Origin of the sequence: Micromonospora sp. NPDC002717 (genome assembly GCF_040295705.1) — a bacterium.
Taxonomy (GTDB): domain Bacteria; phylum Actinomycetota; class Actinomycetes; order Mycobacteriales; family Micromonosporaceae; genus Micromonospora.
Window position 1 is genome coordinate 407,685 of sequence record NZ_JBEOVW010000002.1, and the last position, 15,783, is coordinate 423,467.

General features: G+C 73.4%; 14 protein-coding genes. 7 read left to right on the forward strand and 7 right to left on the reverse strand.

The genetic code is table 11. The features are described from left to right. Window positions 1–16 precede the first annotated feature (16 nt). Window positions 17–790 (reverse strand): hypothetical protein, encoded by a 774-nt coding sequence (locus ABT006_RS05965; RefSeq protein WP_350703392.1) that lies wholly within the window; start codon window positions 788–790, stop codon window positions 17–19. Between the two features lie 53 nt (window positions 791–843). Here ABT006_RS05965 and ABT006_RS05970 point away from each other — a divergent pair, with 53 nt between their 5' ends. Both ABT006_RS05970 and ABT006_RS05975 read left to right on the forward strand, forming a co-directional pair. Then, on the forward strand, window positions 844–2,016 hold the full coding sequence (locus ABT006_RS05970; RefSeq protein ID WP_350703394.1) for a DNA recombination protein RmuC: 1,173 nt from the start codon (window positions 844–846) through the stop codon (window positions 2,014–2,016). A gap of 160 nt (window positions 2,017–2,176) precedes the next feature. After that, entirely contained in the window at window positions 2,177–5,446 is a 3,270-nt protein-coding gene (locus ABT006_RS05975; RefSeq protein ID WP_350703396.1) for a S8 family serine peptidase, read from the forward strand. 353 nt (window positions 5,447–5,799) lie between these two features. Here ABT006_RS05975 and ABT006_RS05980 read toward each other — a convergent pair whose 3' ends face one another. Together ABT006_RS05980 and ABT006_RS05985 are read right to left on the reverse strand one after the other, a co-directional pair. After that, on the reverse strand, window positions 5,800–6,243 hold the full coding sequence (locus ABT006_RS05980) for a hypothetical protein (protein ID WP_350703398.1): 444 nt from the start codon (window positions 6,241–6,243) through the stop codon (window positions 5,800–5,802). Window positions 6,244–6,287: 44 nt separating this feature from the next. Continuing rightward, complete coding sequence (locus ABT006_RS05985) at window positions 6,288–7,274, reverse strand: 4-hydroxy-3-methylbut-2-enyl diphosphate reductase (protein WP_350703400.1); 987 nt, start codon at window positions 7,272–7,274, stop codon at window positions 6,288–6,290. A 178-nt stretch (window positions 7,275–7,452) separates the two neighbouring features. On the opposite strand from ABT006_RS05985, the gene xseA reads away from it, so the two are divergent. Both xseA and ABT006_RS05995 read left to right on the forward strand, forming a co-directional pair. Then, window positions 7,453–8,673, forward strand: coding sequence for an exodeoxyribonuclease VII large subunit (gene xseA, locus ABT006_RS05990; protein ID WP_350703402.1), 1,221 nt, complete (start codon window positions 7,453–7,455; stop codon window positions 8,671–8,673). Between the two features lie 37 nt (window positions 8,674–8,710). After that, window positions 8,711–8,923 (forward strand): exodeoxyribonuclease VII small subunit, encoded by a 213-nt coding sequence (locus ABT006_RS05995; protein WP_350678613.1) that lies wholly within the window; start codon window positions 8,711–8,713, stop codon window positions 8,921–8,923. 78 nt (window positions 8,924–9,001) lie between these two features. Here the strand turns inward: ABT006_RS05995 and ABT006_RS06000 are convergent, their stop codons facing one another. The 3 genes from ABT006_RS06000 to ABT006_RS06010 form a co-directional block, all read right to left on the reverse strand. Next, window positions 9,002–9,856: a hypothetical protein gene (locus tag ABT006_RS06000; RefSeq protein ID WP_350703403.1), complete on the reverse strand. Its 855-nt coding sequence runs from the start codon at window positions 9,854–9,856 to the stop codon at window positions 9,002–9,004. Window positions 9,857–10,097: 241 nt separating this feature from the next. Further along, window positions 10,098–10,913, reverse strand: coding sequence for a hypothetical protein (locus ABT006_RS06005; protein ID WP_350703405.1), 816 nt, complete (start codon window positions 10,911–10,913; stop codon window positions 10,098–10,100). A 113-nt stretch (window positions 10,914–11,026) separates the two neighbouring features. Beyond that, the gene (locus ABT006_RS06010) at window positions 11,027–11,725 is read right to left on the reverse strand and encodes a DUF4245 domain-containing protein (protein WP_350703407.1); all 699 of its coding nucleotides are present in this window, start codon (window positions 11,723–11,725) and stop codon (window positions 11,027–11,029) included. Between the two features lie 153 nt (window positions 11,726–11,878). Between ABT006_RS06010 and glpX the strand changes: the two genes are divergently transcribed. Next, window positions 11,879–12,913 carry a class II fructose-bisphosphatase gene (gene glpX, locus ABT006_RS06015; RefSeq protein ID WP_350703409.1) on the forward strand — a complete coding sequence of 345 codons (1,035 nt, stop codon included), beginning with the start codon at window positions 11,879–11,881 and terminating at the stop codon, window positions 12,911–12,913. Between the two features lie 14 nt (window positions 12,914–12,927). Beyond that, window positions 12,928–13,905 carry a DMT family transporter gene (locus ABT006_RS06020; protein ID WP_350703564.1) on the forward strand — a complete coding sequence of 326 codons (978 nt, stop codon included), beginning with the start codon at window positions 12,928–12,930 and terminating at the stop codon, window positions 13,903–13,905. A gap of 79 nt (window positions 13,906–13,984) precedes the next feature. Here the strand turns inward: ABT006_RS06020 and ABT006_RS06025 are convergent, their stop codons facing one another. Further along, window positions 13,985–14,929 carry an NAD-dependent epimerase/dehydratase family protein gene (locus tag ABT006_RS06025; RefSeq protein WP_350703411.1) on the reverse strand — a complete coding sequence of 315 codons (945 nt, stop codon included), beginning with the start codon at window positions 14,927–14,929 and terminating at the stop codon, window positions 13,985–13,987. 141 nt (window positions 14,930–15,070) lie between these two features. On the opposite strand from ABT006_RS06025, the gene ABT006_RS06030 reads away from it, so the two are divergent. Beyond that, window positions 15,071–15,769 (forward strand): TetR/AcrR family transcriptional regulator, encoded by a 699-nt coding sequence (locus ABT006_RS06030; RefSeq protein ID WP_350703413.1) that lies wholly within the window; start codon window positions 15,071–15,073, stop codon window positions 15,767–15,769. Window positions 15,770–15,783 lie beyond the last annotated feature (14 nt).

The following is a 15,783-nucleotide window of genomic DNA, read 5'->3' on the forward strand; positions in this document are numbered from 1 at the left end:
GACGACCGGCGGCCGCTCAGAAGTCGCCGCCGAAATCGCCGCCGCCGAAATCGCCACCACCGAAGTCGCCGCCGCCGAAATCGCCACCGCCGAAATCGCCGGCCTGGTCGCCGCCGAAGTCGCCGCCCTGGTCGGCGCCGCCACCGAAGCCCTCCTCGTAGCCGGCCGCGTAGCCGTAGCCCGGGTCGGCGAAGGCCGGCGAGAAGAGCGCGTCGGCGATCAACAGGCCGCCGACCACGCCCGCCCCAGCGCCCAGCGCGGTCTTCCACCACGGCGTGGAGTACCAGCCCGCCGGCACCGGCCGGCCCTGGTAGCGCCCGCCCGGGTAGTAGTAGGGCGTGTCCCGGCCCGGCTGCGGGCCCGCCTTGAACGTCTGCCCCCGCACGTCGACCTGCCGCGGCCGGGTCAGCTCGCCGACGCCCTGCGCGGCGGCCAGCGGGGGCAGCTCGGGGCCGGGGTCGATGCCGAGCGCCACCCGGGCGGCCCGCGCGTACGTCAGCCCCTCCAGCGCGGTCTCCCGGGCCAGGCGGTACTGCTGGACGGTCCGGGCCTGTTCGAGCTGGCCGCCGGCCGCGTTGTAGCGCTCGCCCGCGTCGACCAGCGCCTGGCGGACCGCCGGGTGGTCGCCGTGCAGGTTCATCACCTGTCCGCCCAGGCGCTCGTACCAACGCTGGGCGTCGGCCCGCACGTCGGCCAGGCTCCGCGCCTCCCGGGCTGCGCGCTCCCGCCGCCACCAGACGAACGCCCCCACCAGCAGCGCCGCCAGGATCACCACCAGCAGAATTTCCATGGCACGAACGTACCCGGGCCGGTCCCGCCGTACGCGTCTGGCAAGCTCCGGTGGTGGACTTCTCGACGCTGGCCGTGGTGGTCGTCTGCCTCGCCGCCGGAGGCGCGGTGGGTTGGTACGCCGCCCGGGCCCGCTCGGCCACCGACATCGCCCGGCTGGACGCCACGCTGCGGGCCACCCGGGAGGGCGAGGGCCGGCTGGAGCAGTCCATGCGGGCGCTCAGCTACGAGGCCACCGCGCAGTCCCAGGAGGCCGTCGCCCGGGCGGTGGCCCCGCTGCACGAGACGCTGCGCCGATACGAGCAACGGGTGGCCGAGCTGGAGCGGGACCGGGTCGACGCCTACGCCGAGCTGCGCGAACAGGTCCGCACGATGAGCACCGTCTCCGGCGAGCTGCGCACCGAGACCAAGCAGTTGGTGGCGGCGCTGCGGGCGCCGCAGGTGCGGGGCCGCTGGGGCGAGCACCAGCTGCGCCGGGTCGTGGAGGCGGCCGGCATGCTGGAGCACTGCGACTTCTCCGAGCAGGTCACCGCCGCCACCGACCACCAGGGGGTCCGCCCCGACCTGGTGGTCCGGCTGCACGGGGGCCGGTCGGTGGTGGTGGACGCCAAGGCGCCCTTCGACGCCTACCTGACCGCGATGGAGGCCCGCGACGAGCGGGGCCGCGACACCCACCTCGACGCGCACGCGCGGCACCTGCGGGCACACGTCGACGCGCTGGCCGCCAAGTCCTACTGGGCCGCGTTCGACAGCACGCCGGAGTTCGTGGTGCTCTTCGTGCCGGCCGACCCGTTCCTCGACGTCGCGTTGCAGCGCGACCCGACGCTGCTGGAGCACGCGTTCGCCCGCAACGTGGTGCTGGCGACGCCGGCCACCCTGGTGGCGCTGCTGCGCACCGTCGCCTACTCGTGGCGGCAGGAGGCGCTGGCCCGCAACGCGGTGGCGGTGCACTCGCTGGCCCGCGAGCTGTACGGCCGACTGTCCACGCTGGGCGACCACGTCGGCAAGCTGGGCGCGTCGCTGGGCGGGGCGGTGACCGCGTACAACCGGGCGGTGGGGTCGCTGGAGGCCCGGGTGCTGGTCAGCGCCCGCAAGCTCGCCGAGCTGGGGGTCTCCGACGGGGAGCTGGCCGCCCCGGCGCAGGTCGAGCTGGCCCCCCGCCAGCCGCAGGCGCCGGAGCTGCTGGACACGGCCGACGCGCCGACCGGCGGGTCGACACTGGACTGACGGCCGATTCCTATCACCTCCGATGTGACAACGCGCATTTGCGCACGTCACGAAGTGGTCACAACGAACTCGTCGGTAGTGACACCACCTGCGCCACCACGAAGGATTTGGTCACGTGTGCCCTGCATCTGAGGGCCCTGTTCTCTGGAGGAAAGAGAACGTGAGCAAACCCCGAAATCTGAGCCGGCGTACCTCCGCCGCGCTCTTCGCGTCGGTCGTGGCGGCCAGCGCCGTGACCGGCGCGGGCGGAGCCGCGAACGCGAGCGCCGCGCCCACCGCCGCCCCCGACACCTCGCAGGTCACCCCCGTCGAGGCCCTGGGCTCGCACGACGCCAAGCTGCTCGCCGAGGCGGAAGCGAAGAAGGCCCCGACCGTCACGCTGATCGTCGCCACCGAGAAGGGCGAGGCGAAGGACGTCGCCGCCGGCCTCAAGGCGCTCGGCGCCGCGGTCACCGAGCGGTACGACAGCATCGGCTACGTCCTGGCCAAGGTCCCCACCTCGAAGGTGGTGAAGGCGGCCACGCTGCCCGGCGTCTCCGCTGTGGACCTGGACGAGACCATCCAGCTCCCCGACCCGGCGCCCGAGGTGGCCCCCGCCGGCAAGAAGGCGGCGAAGCAGGGTGCGACCCTGCCCGGCCCCGGCGCCGACACCCCGGCCGCCAACCCGTACATGCCGACGCACGAGACCGGCGCGGTCTCGTTCGTGAAGCAGCACCCGGAGTGGGACGGCCGCGGCGTCACGATCGGCATCATGGACTCCGGTGTGGATCTCGGTCACCCGGCGCTGCAGCAGACCACCACCGGCGAGCGGAAGATCGTCGACTGGGTCACCGCGACGGACCCGTTCGAGGACGCCACCTGGCGCGCCATGATCACCGAGGTGACCGGCCCGTCGTTCACCGCGGCCGGCGCGACCTGGAAGGCCCCGGCGGGCACCTACCGGTTCAACCGGTTCGCCGAGTCGGTGACCACGAACAGCGACCCGGCCGGTGACGTCAACCGCGACGGGGACCGGACCGACGCCTTCGGCATCCTCTACGACCCGGCCACCCACAACATCTGGGTCGACACCAACCAGAACAACGACTTCACCGACGACGCCCTGATGCGGCCGTACAAGGAGAAGTTCGACATCGGCCACTTCGGCACCGACAACCCGGCGACCCCCGTCGCCGAGCGGATGCCGTTCGTCGTGGAGTACCGCGAGGACGTGGACACCGCTCCCGTCGGCGGCCCCGGCCTGGTCGACTACGTCAACATCGGCATCGTCGAGAGCACCCACGGCACCCACGTCGCCGGCATCACCGCCGCCAACGACATGCTCGGCAACGGCGCCTTCGACGGTGCCGCGCCCGGTGCCAAGCTCGTCTCCGCCCGCGCCTGCTCGTGGGGTGGCGGCTGCACGTACGCCGCCCTCACCACCGGCATGGCCGACCTGGTGATCAACCGCAAGGTCGACGTGATCAACATGTCGATCGGCGGCCTGCCGGCGCTGAACGACGGCAACAACGCCCGCGCCGAGCTCTACAACACCCTGATCACCACCTACGGCGTGCAGATGATCATCTCGGCCGGCAACTCCGGCCCGGGCCTGAACACCATCGGCGACCCGTCGGTGGCCGCCAACGTGATCAGCGTCGCGGCGAGCATCAGCAAGGACACCTGGCTGGCCAACTACGGCTCGGTCGTGGAGCAGAAGAACGCGCTGTTCAACTTCTCCTCCCGTGGCCCGCGCGAGGACGGCGGCGTCAAGCCGAGCATCACCGCGCCCGGCTCCGCCATCTCCACCGCGCCGACCTGGCAGCTCGGCAACCCGGTCCCCGAGGCCGGCTACCCGCTGCCCCCGGGCTACGCGATGCTGAACGGCACCTCGATGGCCTCCCCGCAGGCCGCCGGCGCCGCCGCCCTGCTGCTGTCGGCCGCCAAGGCGACCGACAAGGGCGTCACCCCGGCCGCGCTGCGCCGGGCCGTCTACTCGTCGGCCAAGCCGATCAAGAACGTCCCGACGTACGCCCAGGGCTACGGCATGTTCGACGTGGCGGGCGCGTGGAAGCTGCTGCGCAAGGGCGTGGAGACCCGCTCCTACACCTCCGACGCCCCGGTCTGCACCGTGCTCTCCGGTCAGCTCGGCACCCCGAACCGGGGCACCGGCGTCTACAACCGTTGCGGCTCGGCCGACGGCGGGCACCAGGTCGGCCAGTCGAAGACCTACCAGGTCGGAATCACCCGTACCAGCGGGCCGGCCGGCACCGTGAAGCACGTGGTGGGCCTGCGCGGCAACGACGGCACCTTCAAGGCGCCGAAGACCGTCTCGCTCCCGCTGAACGAGACCGTCACCGTCACGGTCACCGCCAAGCCCGCCACCTCCGGCGCGCACGGCGCGATCATGACGATCGACGACCCGCGCACCTCGGTCATCGACTTCGAGGTCTCCACCGTCGTCGTGGCCTCGAACGACGTGCAGAAGCCTGACTACTCCTTCTCGGCCGAGGGCTCGGTCGAGCGGAACGGCTTCACCTCGTACTTCGTGACGGTGCCGCCGGGCGCCGGTGCCCTCCAGGTGAACCTGTCCGGCATCGCCACCGGCTCTCAGACGCGGTTCATCGCGTTCAACCCGTACGGCGTCCCGGTGGAGAGCACCTCCAGCCTCGCCTGCTACACCAACTTCTCCGACGCCAACGCCTGCAAGCCGCAGGAGCGCGACTACCAGAACCCGATCGCCGGGGTCTGGGAGATCGAGGTGGAGTCCCGCCGGACCTCGCCGTCGCTGAACAACCCGTACCAGCTCACGGCGCGGGTGCAGGGTGTCGCGGTCGAGCCGGCCGTGATCGAGCTGCCGTCGGTCGCCGCCGGTGCGGCGACCCCGGTGACCTGGTCGCTGACCAACACCTTCGGCCCGGTCGCGGTGGCCGGCCAGGGCGGGCCGCTCTCCAGCGTCCACGCCGAGCGGCCGACCATCACCGAGGGCACGACGCAGGAGTTCATCGTGGAGGTGCCGGCGGGGGCGACCCGCTTCACCGCCCGGATCGGCAACCCGGCCAGCGCCGCAGCCGACCTCGACCTCTTCGTCTTCCGTGGTGCCACGGAGGTCGGCCGGGCCGCCGACGGCGACTCGGAGGAGGCCGTGACCATCAACAACCCGGCGGCGGGCACCTACCGGGTGGTCGTCGACGGCTACGCGGTCGACGGCGCCGGTGGCAGCACCGCCTACGACTACCGTGACTCGTTCTCCGCGGCGGCGCTGGGCAACCTCTCGGCGTCGGCCACCCCGCTCACCCTCGCCAACGGCGCCACCGCCACCCTGACCGGTACGGTGACCGCCCAGGCGACCCCGGCCGCCGGCCGGGCGCTCTTCGGTGAGCTGTCCGTGGTGACCACCGAGGGCGCGGTCGTCGGCCGCGGCGCCGTCTCCATCGGCACCGTGAACTGACCCGTCCCGCACCGGAACACCGGAGCCCGCCCCCACCCGGGGGCGGGCTCCGCCCGTTCGTGGGTCCGACCACGGCCAACCAGCCGTCGGGGCGACGGGGCGACGGGGCGACGGGGCGACGGGGCGACGGGGCGACGGGGCGACGGGGCGACGGGGCGACGGGGCGACGGGGCGACGGGGCGACGGGGCGACGGGGCATTGTCCACGCCGCGCTGTCAAGCTGCCCCGTCCATGAGACCGGTTCGAGGCGGCGGACCGACGGGCCGGACACCGCTGGCCCTGCCCCTATCCGTGGGGCAGCTCGACAGGGCACGCGGCGGGACGCCGCCCGCCGCGTGCGCGCGGGTGGCGGGTCAGCCGCGGCGGGCAGTGTCGACCTGGAAGGGCGTGCCCTGCTGGCAGGTGGTGAGCAGGTCGGGCTGGACCCGACCGGTGACGGTCACCTTCGCGCCGGGCTTCAGCACGTCGCGCGGGCCGCCGATCAGCAGGTAGTTGCCGAGCAGCAGGCAGTTGGGCTCGACCCCGGGGGTGACCGTCCCGGTCAGCGTGGTGCCGCCCACCGGCGGCGACGAGGTCGGCCCGCCCGGGCGCTTCGTGGGTGGGGGCAGGACGGGACCGCTCGCGTCGTCGCTGGTCGGCAGTGCGCCGGGGGTGGTCGGATCCGGGCTGGGCGGGGTCGTCACTGGGGCTCCCGTCGGGCTGGGGGTGGGGATGCCGCCGCCACCGTCCTGGCCGCCGCAGGCGCCCAGCGCCACGCAGACGGCCAGCGCGGAGGCGGCGAGCCGAAAGGTCCTCATACCCGTATCGGACGCAGCGAAGCCCGGCGCCGTTCCCTGCCGGGTCAGCCGCGGGCCGCGGCGGCCTTCATGTCCCGCTTGAGCTCCTGCGGCAGCGAGAAGGTCAGCCGCTCGTTGGCCGTCACCACCTCGTCCACGTCGGTGAACCCGTGCCCGGCGAGATGGGCGAGCACCTCCTGTACCAGCTCGTCCGGGACGCTGGCGCCCGAAGTCAGCCCGACCGTGCGCGCCCCCTCCAGCCAGGCGTCGTCGATCTCGTGCGCGAAGTCGACGAGGTGACCGGCCCGCGCGCCGGCGTCCAGGGCGACCTCGACGAGGCGTACGGAGTTGGAGGAGTTGCGCGAGCCGACGACGATCACCACGTCGCACTCGGGCGCGATCTCCTTGACCACGTGCTGACGGTTGGAGGTGGCGTAGCAGATGTCGTCGCTGGGGGGCGACTGGAGCATCGGCAGCCGCTTCTTGAGCCGGGCCACCGTCTCCAGCGTCTCGTCGACCGAGAGGGTGGTCTGGGAGAGCCAGACGACCTTGTTCGGGTCGCGGACGGTGATCTTGTCAGCGTCCTCCGGGCCGTCCACGAGTTGGATGTGCTCCGGGGCCTCGCCGGAGGTGCCGATGACCTCCTCGTGCCCCTCGTGGCCGATCAGCAGGATGTCGTAGTCCTCGGCGGCGAACCGCTTCGCCTCCTGGTGCACCTTGGTGACCAGCGGGCAGGTCGCGTCGATCGCCTTGAGCGAGCGCGTGCGGGCCTGCTCGTAGACCTCCGGCGCCACCCCGTGCGCGGAGAAGATGACGGTGGCGCCCTCCGGCACCTCCTCGTTCTCCTCCACGAAGATCGCGCCCTTGGCCTCCAGGGTCTGCACGACGTGCTTGTTGTGCACGATCTGCTTGCGTACGTAGATCGGGGCGCCGTAGAGCTTGAGCGCCTCCTCCACGGTCTGCACCGCGCGGTCCACGCCCGCGCAGTAGCCGCGGGGCTTGGCCAGGAGCACGCGCTTGCCGGTCCGGGACGTCGCTTCAGCCTGAGTCACCCACCCATCGTACGTGCCGCCCGGACGGCGCAACCGACTGCGACCACCACCACAGCGGCGGCCCGCCCCCGCCCTGACCCACCTCGTTGATCATGAAGTTGTTGCCCGCGACACGCCGTCGGCAGGGCAACAACCTCATGATCAACCGAGTCCGGGCGGCGGGCCGTAGGGTGGGCGGGTGAGCACAGGCGAGGTGGGGCGGAGCACACCCGAGGAGCCGTGGCCGGTCCGGGTGGTGAGCCAGAAGGTCGGCGCCTGGATCGCCCGGCTGGGCTGGGTGTGGGTCGACGGGCAGGTGGCGCAGATCAGCCGCCGGCCGGGTGCCACCACCGTCTTCCTCACCCTGCGGGACCCGTCGGCCGACCTGAGCCTGACCGTCACCACCAACCGGGACGTCCTCGACGCCGGCGCGCCGGAGCTGCGCGAGGGTGCCCGGGTGGTGCTGCACGCCAAGCCGGAGTTCTACGCGGCCCGGGGCACGCTCAGCCTGCGCGCCGACGAGATCCGGCAGGTCGGCCTCGGCGAGCTGCTGGCCCGGCTGGAGAAGCTCAAGAAGCTGCTCGCCGCCGAGGGGCTCTTCGACCGGGCCCGCAAGCGCCGGCCGCCGTTCCTGCCCAACCGGATCGGGCTGATCACCGGCCGCGCGTCGGCCGCCGAGCGGGACGTGCTGACCAACGCCCGACGGCGCTGGCCGGCCGTGGAGTTCCGCACGGTCAACGTGGCCGTCCAGGGGCCGAGCGCGGTCCCGCAGATCGTCGACGCGCTCAAGGTGCTGGACGCCGACCCGACCATCGACGTGATCATCATCGCCCGGGGCGGGGGCGGCATCGAGGATCTGCTCCCCTTCTCGGACGAGGCGCTCTGCCGGGCGGTGTTCGCCTGCCGCACGCCCGTGGTCAGCGCGATCGGCCACGAGACGGACGCGCCGCTGGTCGACTACGTCGCCGACCTGCGCGCCTCCACGCCGACCGACGCGGCCAAGCGGGTGGTCCCCGACCTCACCGAGGAGGTACGCCTCATCCGGCAGGCCCGGCACCGTCTGGAACGCGCGGTGCACAACCTCGTCGACCGCGAGTCGCACCGGCTCGACGGGCTGCGCTCCCGGCCCGTGCTGGCCCGCCCGCAGGTGATGGTCGACCAGCGGGCCACCGACCTGACCGGGCTCCGCCAACGGGCCGGGCGCTGTCTGGACCACCGGCTCGCGGCCGCCGACGACGACCTGCGGCACACCCTGGCCCGGCTGCGCGCTCTCTCGCCGGCAGCCACCCTCGACCGGGGCTACGCCATCGTCCAGCGGGCCGACGGGCACGTCGTTCGGGCCGCGTCCGAGGTGGGCAAGGGCGACGCGCTGCGGGTCCGGCTCGCCGACGGCGAACTGGCCGCCACGGTCGACGGCTGAACGGGTAGGGCAGGCACGATGTGGTGGGATGGCAGCGATGACTGACGAGAAGAAGGACGAGCGCCTCAGCTACGAGCAGGCCCGCGCCGAGCTGGCGTCGGTGGTCGAGCGGCTGGAGGCCGGCGGCACGACGCTGGAGGAGTCGCTGGCGCTCTGGGAGCGCGGCGAGAAGCTGGCGGAGGTCTGCCAGCGCTGGCTCGACGGCGCCCGCGCCCGGATCGACGCGGCGCGGCAGGAGCCCGCCTCCTGACGCCCCCGCGCGTCGATCACGGGGGTTTGTGGGGGACGAATGTCACCACCACAAACCCCGTGATCGACGCGGCGCGCGTCAGTTAAACAGGTTGTAGAGCTCGGCCGGCGCCTCGACCACCTGGTCCGCCGGCGGCTTCTGCGCGGCGGCAGCGTTGCCGTAGTCCGAGTAGGTGATCCGGATGTCCTGCGCCTTCGTCTGGCCGGCGGCCGGGATCTGGATGACCATCTCGCTGAGGCGCCCCTGCGGGTCGAGCTTCGCGGTGAACGGCACCGACTTCGCCTGCGCCCCGAGGGCCGTGACCACCGCCGGGTCCACCGAACCCGCCTGCGCCGCCTTCGACACGTCGATGGTGCCGGCGTACGCGCCCTCGCCCGTCTGCCGCACCTCGGTGATGCCTTGGGTCAACACCTCGCTGCCCGCCGGGTCGACCTTGTCGAAGTCGAAGCCGAGGTTCCGGTTGCCCTTGATCCGAGTCTGGTCGAGGTGCTGGTACTTGCCGAGGTTCAGCTTCTGCACGCCCGGCAGGCTGCCCGCGGTCGTGCCGCCGAGTTCCAGCTTCACCCAGCTGTCCGGCTTGGCGTGGATGAGGTCGAGCTTCATGAACAGGTCGTCGGTCGGCTGGCCGATCGTCACCCGCATCTCGGCGCTCTGGCTGGGCTCGTGCACCTGCCCCTCGGCGGTGGAGCCGGCGCCGGACATGGTGAACCGGAAGTTGCCGTTGCTGATCTCGCGGGTGGAGGCCAGCAGCGCCTGCTTGGCGTCGCCGGGGACCGGGGTCGCGGCGCCGGAGGCCGCCACCGTGCCGGACGCCGACACGGACGGGGAGGCGGACGAGCCCGCCTCCGGCGCCCCGCTGGCATTGCAGGCGGCCAGACCGGGAGTGAACAGCGCGGCGGCCACCAGGCCGGCGCTCAGGCGTCGAAGAGTCATGCGTGTCTCCCACGTGGGTCACCCGACGCACCTGACGGCGCCGGAAACCGGGCGACGCACCGCGTCGGCTACGTCGCGCGAGCCCGGGGGCCGGCTGCCGGAGCGGCCGGGCGGGCCCGCTCCCCTGTTGTTCCCTGCCACCGCGTCGCACAATCACCGCTCTGTCCGGTTGCCCCCGGTCGGGTGACCGCCGATACGCGGAAACGGGCGGCCGGAGCCGCCCGTTTCCGTCGTGCCGGTGTTACGAGAACATCTCGTACGTCGAGGCCGGGGCCTCGACGACCTGGTCCGCCGCCGGCTTCTGCGGGGTGGTGGCGTTGCCGTAGTCGGCGTAGGTGACCGTGATGTCGTGGGCCTTGGTGTCACCGGCCGCCGGGACCGAGATGACCAGCTCGGTGAGCCGACCCTGGTCGTCCAGCTTGGCGGTGAAGGACAGCGACTTGGCCTGCGCGCCGAGCGCCTTGACCTGGTCGGAGTCCAGGGCGGCCGAGCCGTCGCCCACGGCGGACGCGTCCAGCTTGCCGGCGTAGCTGCCCTCGCCGGTCTTCTGCACCTCGGTGATGCCCTTGGCGAGCACGGCGGTGCCGGCCGGGTCCACGTCCTTCATGTTGAGGCTGAGCTCGCCGGCGTCCTTGACCTTGGACTGGTCGAGGTGCTGGTACTTGTCCTTCACCTTGTCGGCGCCGGGGATCATCGCCCCCAGCTCGCCGAGGTCGATCTTCACCCAGCTCTCCGGCTCGATGTAGATCATCTCCATGCCGAAGGTGGTGCCGGAGCCGTCGTCGGCCTTCATCGTGAACTGGGCGCTGTTGCTGGGCTTGTGCACGGAGCCCTTGCCGCTGATGCCGTCACCGGCGATGGTGAAGTTGAAGTTCCCCTTCTCGATCTCCTTGGTGGAGGCGAGCATCGCCTCCTTCGGGTCGGCGGGGACGGCCGGGGCCGACGATGCGGACGAGCCGGCGGCGCCGGACTCGGCGGTGTCCGACTTGCAGGCGGCCAGGCCGGGAACGAGCAGGGTGGCGGCGAGCACGCCGACGCTCCACCGTCGAATGTTCACTGTTGTCTCTCTTCGCAGAACGGTAAGCACCCGGCCGACCGCGGTCGCCGGGAGGTGAGCCGGGGCAGCGTAGCCGATGGGACCGACGCCCAGGGGCCCTCGACGGCCGCCCGCTACCGGATCGTCCCGGCCAGGTGTCGCAGCTCGTTGTCCCGGGCGTCGCCGACCACGATCACCGTCCGGTTCGGTTCGAGCAGCACCATCGCCTGCTCGTTGGCCCGGGCGGTGTACCGCTGCCAGGTACGCCCGCCCAGGTCGGTCTGCCCCTGGGGTTGCCCCTCGGCGGTCAGCTCGGCCGGCAGCAGCCGCTCCGGCGGCACGTTGCTCTGCACCAGCTGGGCGCCCCGCCCCTCGGGGGTGAGGTAGCCGAGGCGCAGAGTCGCCCCGCCCTCGACGTTCTGGAAGGTCGCGTTGACCGTCCGCCACCCGTCGCCCAGCTCCACCGGCTCGCTGACCGGGAACGCGTTGGCGGCCCGGGCCGACTCGACGGCGGGCGCGGGGTCGACCGTGACCGGCTGGTCGCCGCCGAGGAACCCCCGGTAGAAGGCGAGCAGCAGGGCGATCGGGATCAGCAGCACGAGCAGCGAGAGCGCCATGTCCTTCGGCGACCGCTCCGACTTGCGGGCGTCGACCGCGGGCGGCGGCGCGGGCAACTCGCCCGTCTCCGCCTCGCCGACCGGCGCGGCGGGGGGTTCCGCGAGCGCCGGCTCGCCCTCCGGCACGGCGGCGGCCGGGGTCGGGGCGACCGGCGGCTGACCGTCCGGCGGCGTCTGGTCGGCGGGTACGCGATCGGCAGGCTGTGCGGGTTCCACCCCGCCATCTTCCCGCACCGCCCGACCGGCCGTATCCGGGCCATCACCGCCCCGGCACGGCGCCCGGTCAGCCATCGTGTGAGGATCAGCGACACAGCCGGCAGCGGCGACGCCGCACCCTGCCGCCCCGCAACGTCGCGAGGAGGAGCCGTCATGACCAACACCACCAGGACGCGGATCCCACAGGATCTCGACCGCAACCTCGCCCTCGACCTGGTCCGGGTCACCGAGGCCGCGGCGATGGCCGCCGGCCGCTGGGTCGGCCGGGGCGACAAGGAGGGCGGCGACGGGGCCGCCGTCGACGCGATGCGCAAACTGATCAACTCGATCCCCATGCGGGGCGTCGTGGTGATCGGCGAGGGCGAGAAGGACAACGCGCCGATGCTCTTCAACGGCGAGGAGGTCGGCGACGGCACGGGGCCGGAGGTGGACGTCGCGGTCGACCCGATCGACGGCACCACGCTGATGAGCAAGGGCATGCCGAACGCCCTGGCCGTGCTCGCGGTCGCCGAGCGCGGGGCCATGTTCGACCCGAGCGCCGTGTTCTACATGGAGAAGCTCGCGGTCGGCCCGGTCTACGCCGACGTGGTCGACATCAACGCCGGGGTGGCCGACAACCTGCGCCGGATCGCCAAGGTCAAGGGCGGCGACATCTCCGAGGTGACGGTCTGCGTCCTGGACCGTCCCCGGCACGACGACCTGGTGGCGCAGATCCGGCGCGCCGGAGCGGGCATCCGCTTCATCTCCGACGGCGACATCGCGGGCGCCATCGCCGCCGCCCGCGGCGAGTCGGACGTCGACGTGCTGATGGGCATCGGCGGCACCCCGGAGGGGATCACCGCGGCCTGCGCCCTCAAGTGCATGGGCGGGGCGATGCAGGCCAAGCTCTGGCCGCGCGACGCCGAGGAGCGGGAGAAGGCGCTCGCCGCCGGGCACGACCTGGACCGGGTGCTCACCACCGACGACCTCGTCACCGGCGACAACTGCTTCTTCGTGGCGACCGGGGTCACCTCCGGTGACCTGCTGCGCGGGGTCCGCTACCGGGCCGGCGGGGCGTACACCCAGTCGATCGTGATGCGCTCGAAGAGCGGCACGATCCGGGTGATCGACTCGTACCACCGGCTGGAGAAGCTGGCCCTCTACTCGGCGGTGGACTTCGACGGTCGCCCCCTGGCCGAGCAGGAGTGACCGCCACCGGGACGATGGCCCCGCCGGCCCCGTCGGCGACCCGCCGGATCGCCGGCGTGGGTCTCGCGACCGCCTCCGGGGTCGCCGTGGCCGTACAGTCCCGGATCAACGGCGAGTTGGGCGTACGACTGTCCGACGGGATCGCCGCCGCGGTGGTCTCGTTCGGCGTGGGCCTGCTGGTGCTGTTGGTGCTGGTTCCCGCCACCCCGGGTGGGCGGCGGGGACTGGTTGCCCTGCGTGGCGCGCTCGCCGACGGCACGCTGCGGCCGTGGCATTGCCTCGGCGGGGTGTGCGGCGCCCTGCTGGTGGCCGCGCAGGGGCTGACCATCGGCGCCCTGGGCGTGGCCGTGTTCACCGTGGCGGTGGTCGCCGGCCAGTCCGGCAGCAGCCTGGCCGTCGACCGGGCGGGGGTCGGCCCGAACGGGCGCCAGCCTGTCACCGCCCAGCGGCTGGCCGGCGCGGCGCTGACCGTGGTCGCCGTCCTGCTGGCCGTCGGCGACCGGGTCGGCGACCCGGGCACCCTCGGGCTGGCGCTGCTGCCGCTGCTCGCGGGGGTGGCCATCGCCTGGCAGCAGGCGGTCAACGGCCGGGTGCGGATGGCCTCCGGCAGCGCCCTGACGGCCACGCTGGTCAACTTCACCGCCGGGACGACGGCCCTGCTGGCGACCTTCGCCGTCGACGTCGCGGTCCGGGGCTGGCCGGCGGGCGAGCTGCCCACCGAGCCCTGGTTCTACCTGGGTGGACCGATCGGGATCGTGTTCATCGCCATCGCCGCCGCGATCGTCCGGTTCACCGGCGTGCTGCTGCTCGGCCTGGCCACCATCGCCGGTCAGATCGTCGGCGCCGTGCTGCTGGACGTGCTGCGGCCCACGACGGCGGCCTCCCACCCGGGCCTCACCACCCTGCTCGGCGCGGCGCTGACCATGGTCGCGGTCCTCGTCACGGCGCTCGCCCCGGCCGCGCCCCGCCAACCGGGCGGCCCGGCCCGCTGACGTCGTCGCGCCGAACGGACCCGGCCCGCGCGGAACGGACGTGGCGGTGTGCTGGCCCGCGGACCGGACCCGCCGGGGCTCAGGAGGCGCGCGCCGGAGCCGGCCGGGCGCGGAGGGCGGCGACGGTGTCGGCGAGGGCGTCGTCGAGCGGGGTCGGGTCGATGCCGAAGGTCGCGACGGCCGCGGTGGAGTCCAGCACGAACGGCCGGTCGAACTGGTAGGCGATCTCCCGCATCTCCTTCGCGGCCGGGTCGAACAATCCGCCCAGCCACAGCACCGGCCCGGGCATCCGGGTGAGCTTCGGCGCGGGCGCCCCGGCGAGCGTGGCCGCGCGGGCGGCCAGGCCACGGATCGAGACCGCCGGCGCGGTCGGCACGTGCCAGACCCGGCCCCAGCCCCGCTCGTCGGTGGCCGCGGCCACCAGGGTGCGGGCCACGTCCGGCACGTACGTCCAGCTGTGCGGCGCGTCGAGGTCCGCCGGCACCAGCGCGCGCCGGCCACGCAGGACCTGCGGCAGCACCAGCATGGTCGGCAGCGACTGGGCTTCGGCGCCCAGGTAGTCCGAGCCCCGCACCTCGGTGACCCGGACCCGGCCCGCCTCGTGGGCGGCGAGCGCGTCGGCCCACATCTGCGCCCGGACCCGCCCCTTCACGCTGCTCGGCCGCAGCGGCGTCGCCTCGGTCATCGGGGCGTCGACAGGGCCGTAGCCGTAGAGGTTGCCGACGGTGGCGAGCACCGCCCCGCTCCGCTCGGCGGCGGTGAGCAGTGCGGTGGCCAGCGGCGGCCAGTCGGTGGTCCACCGGTGGTAGGCCGGGTTGGCGCAGTTGTAGAGCGCCGCCGCGCCGGTGGCCGCCGCGGTGAGGCGGTCGGCGTCGGTGGCGTCCGCGGCGATCCGCTCGATCGCCGGGTGCTCCGGCCCGCCGCCCCGGCGGGTCACCAGCCGCACCCGCTCGCCCCGGTCGGCGAGGAGGCGGGCGGTGGCGGTGCCGACGGGGCCGGCGCCGACGATCACGTGCAGTGCCATCAGGAGTCACCTTTCAGAACGGCGATTCTTTTCGAGAGCGGCGCTCTCGTTCGACGCCAAGCATGACCCACGACCGCGCCCTTCGCCAAGAGCACTGCTCTCGGTTTTGATCTGCGCTCACATCCGTGGCAGGGTGGAGGCATGGCTGCACCCTCCATCCGCGCCCGGGTCCGCGCCGAGATGATCGACGAGATCAAGGCCGTGGCCCGGCGACACCTCGCCAGCGACGGCGCCAACCTGTCACTCCGTGCGGTCGCCCGGGACATGGGCATGGTCTCGTCGGCGATCTACCGCTACTTCCCCAGCCGCGACGAGCTGTTGACCGCGCTGATCATCGAGGCGTACGACGCGCTCGGCGAGGCCGTGGAGGCGGCCGACGCCGGATGCGACCGCCTCGACCTGCGCGGACGCTGGCACGCCGCCTGCCGCGCGGCCCGCGGCTGGGCGCTCGCCCACCCCGCCGAGTACGCCCTGCTCTACGGCAGCCCCGTGCCCGGCTACGCCGCCCCGGACGACACCATCGGCCCCGCCCAGCGACCGCCGCTGACCCTGATGGGCATCCTCCGCGACGGATTCGACGCCGGCCGGCTCGACCCGCCACCGGCCGCCGAGATGGCCGGGCCGCTCCGCGCCGACCTGGCGGACCTGGCCGGGATGCTGGGCGGTGAGCTGCCCGAGACACTGCTCGCCCGGGGCATGGCCGGCTGGACCCAGCTCTTCGGGCTGATCAGCTTCGAGCTGTTCGGCCGGATCAACCGCACGCTGCCGCATCGGGACGCGTACTTCGACCACCAGACGGCACTGATGGCCGACCTGATCGGGCTTCCCCGAACGGGCTGAACCCGTCCCGCGGG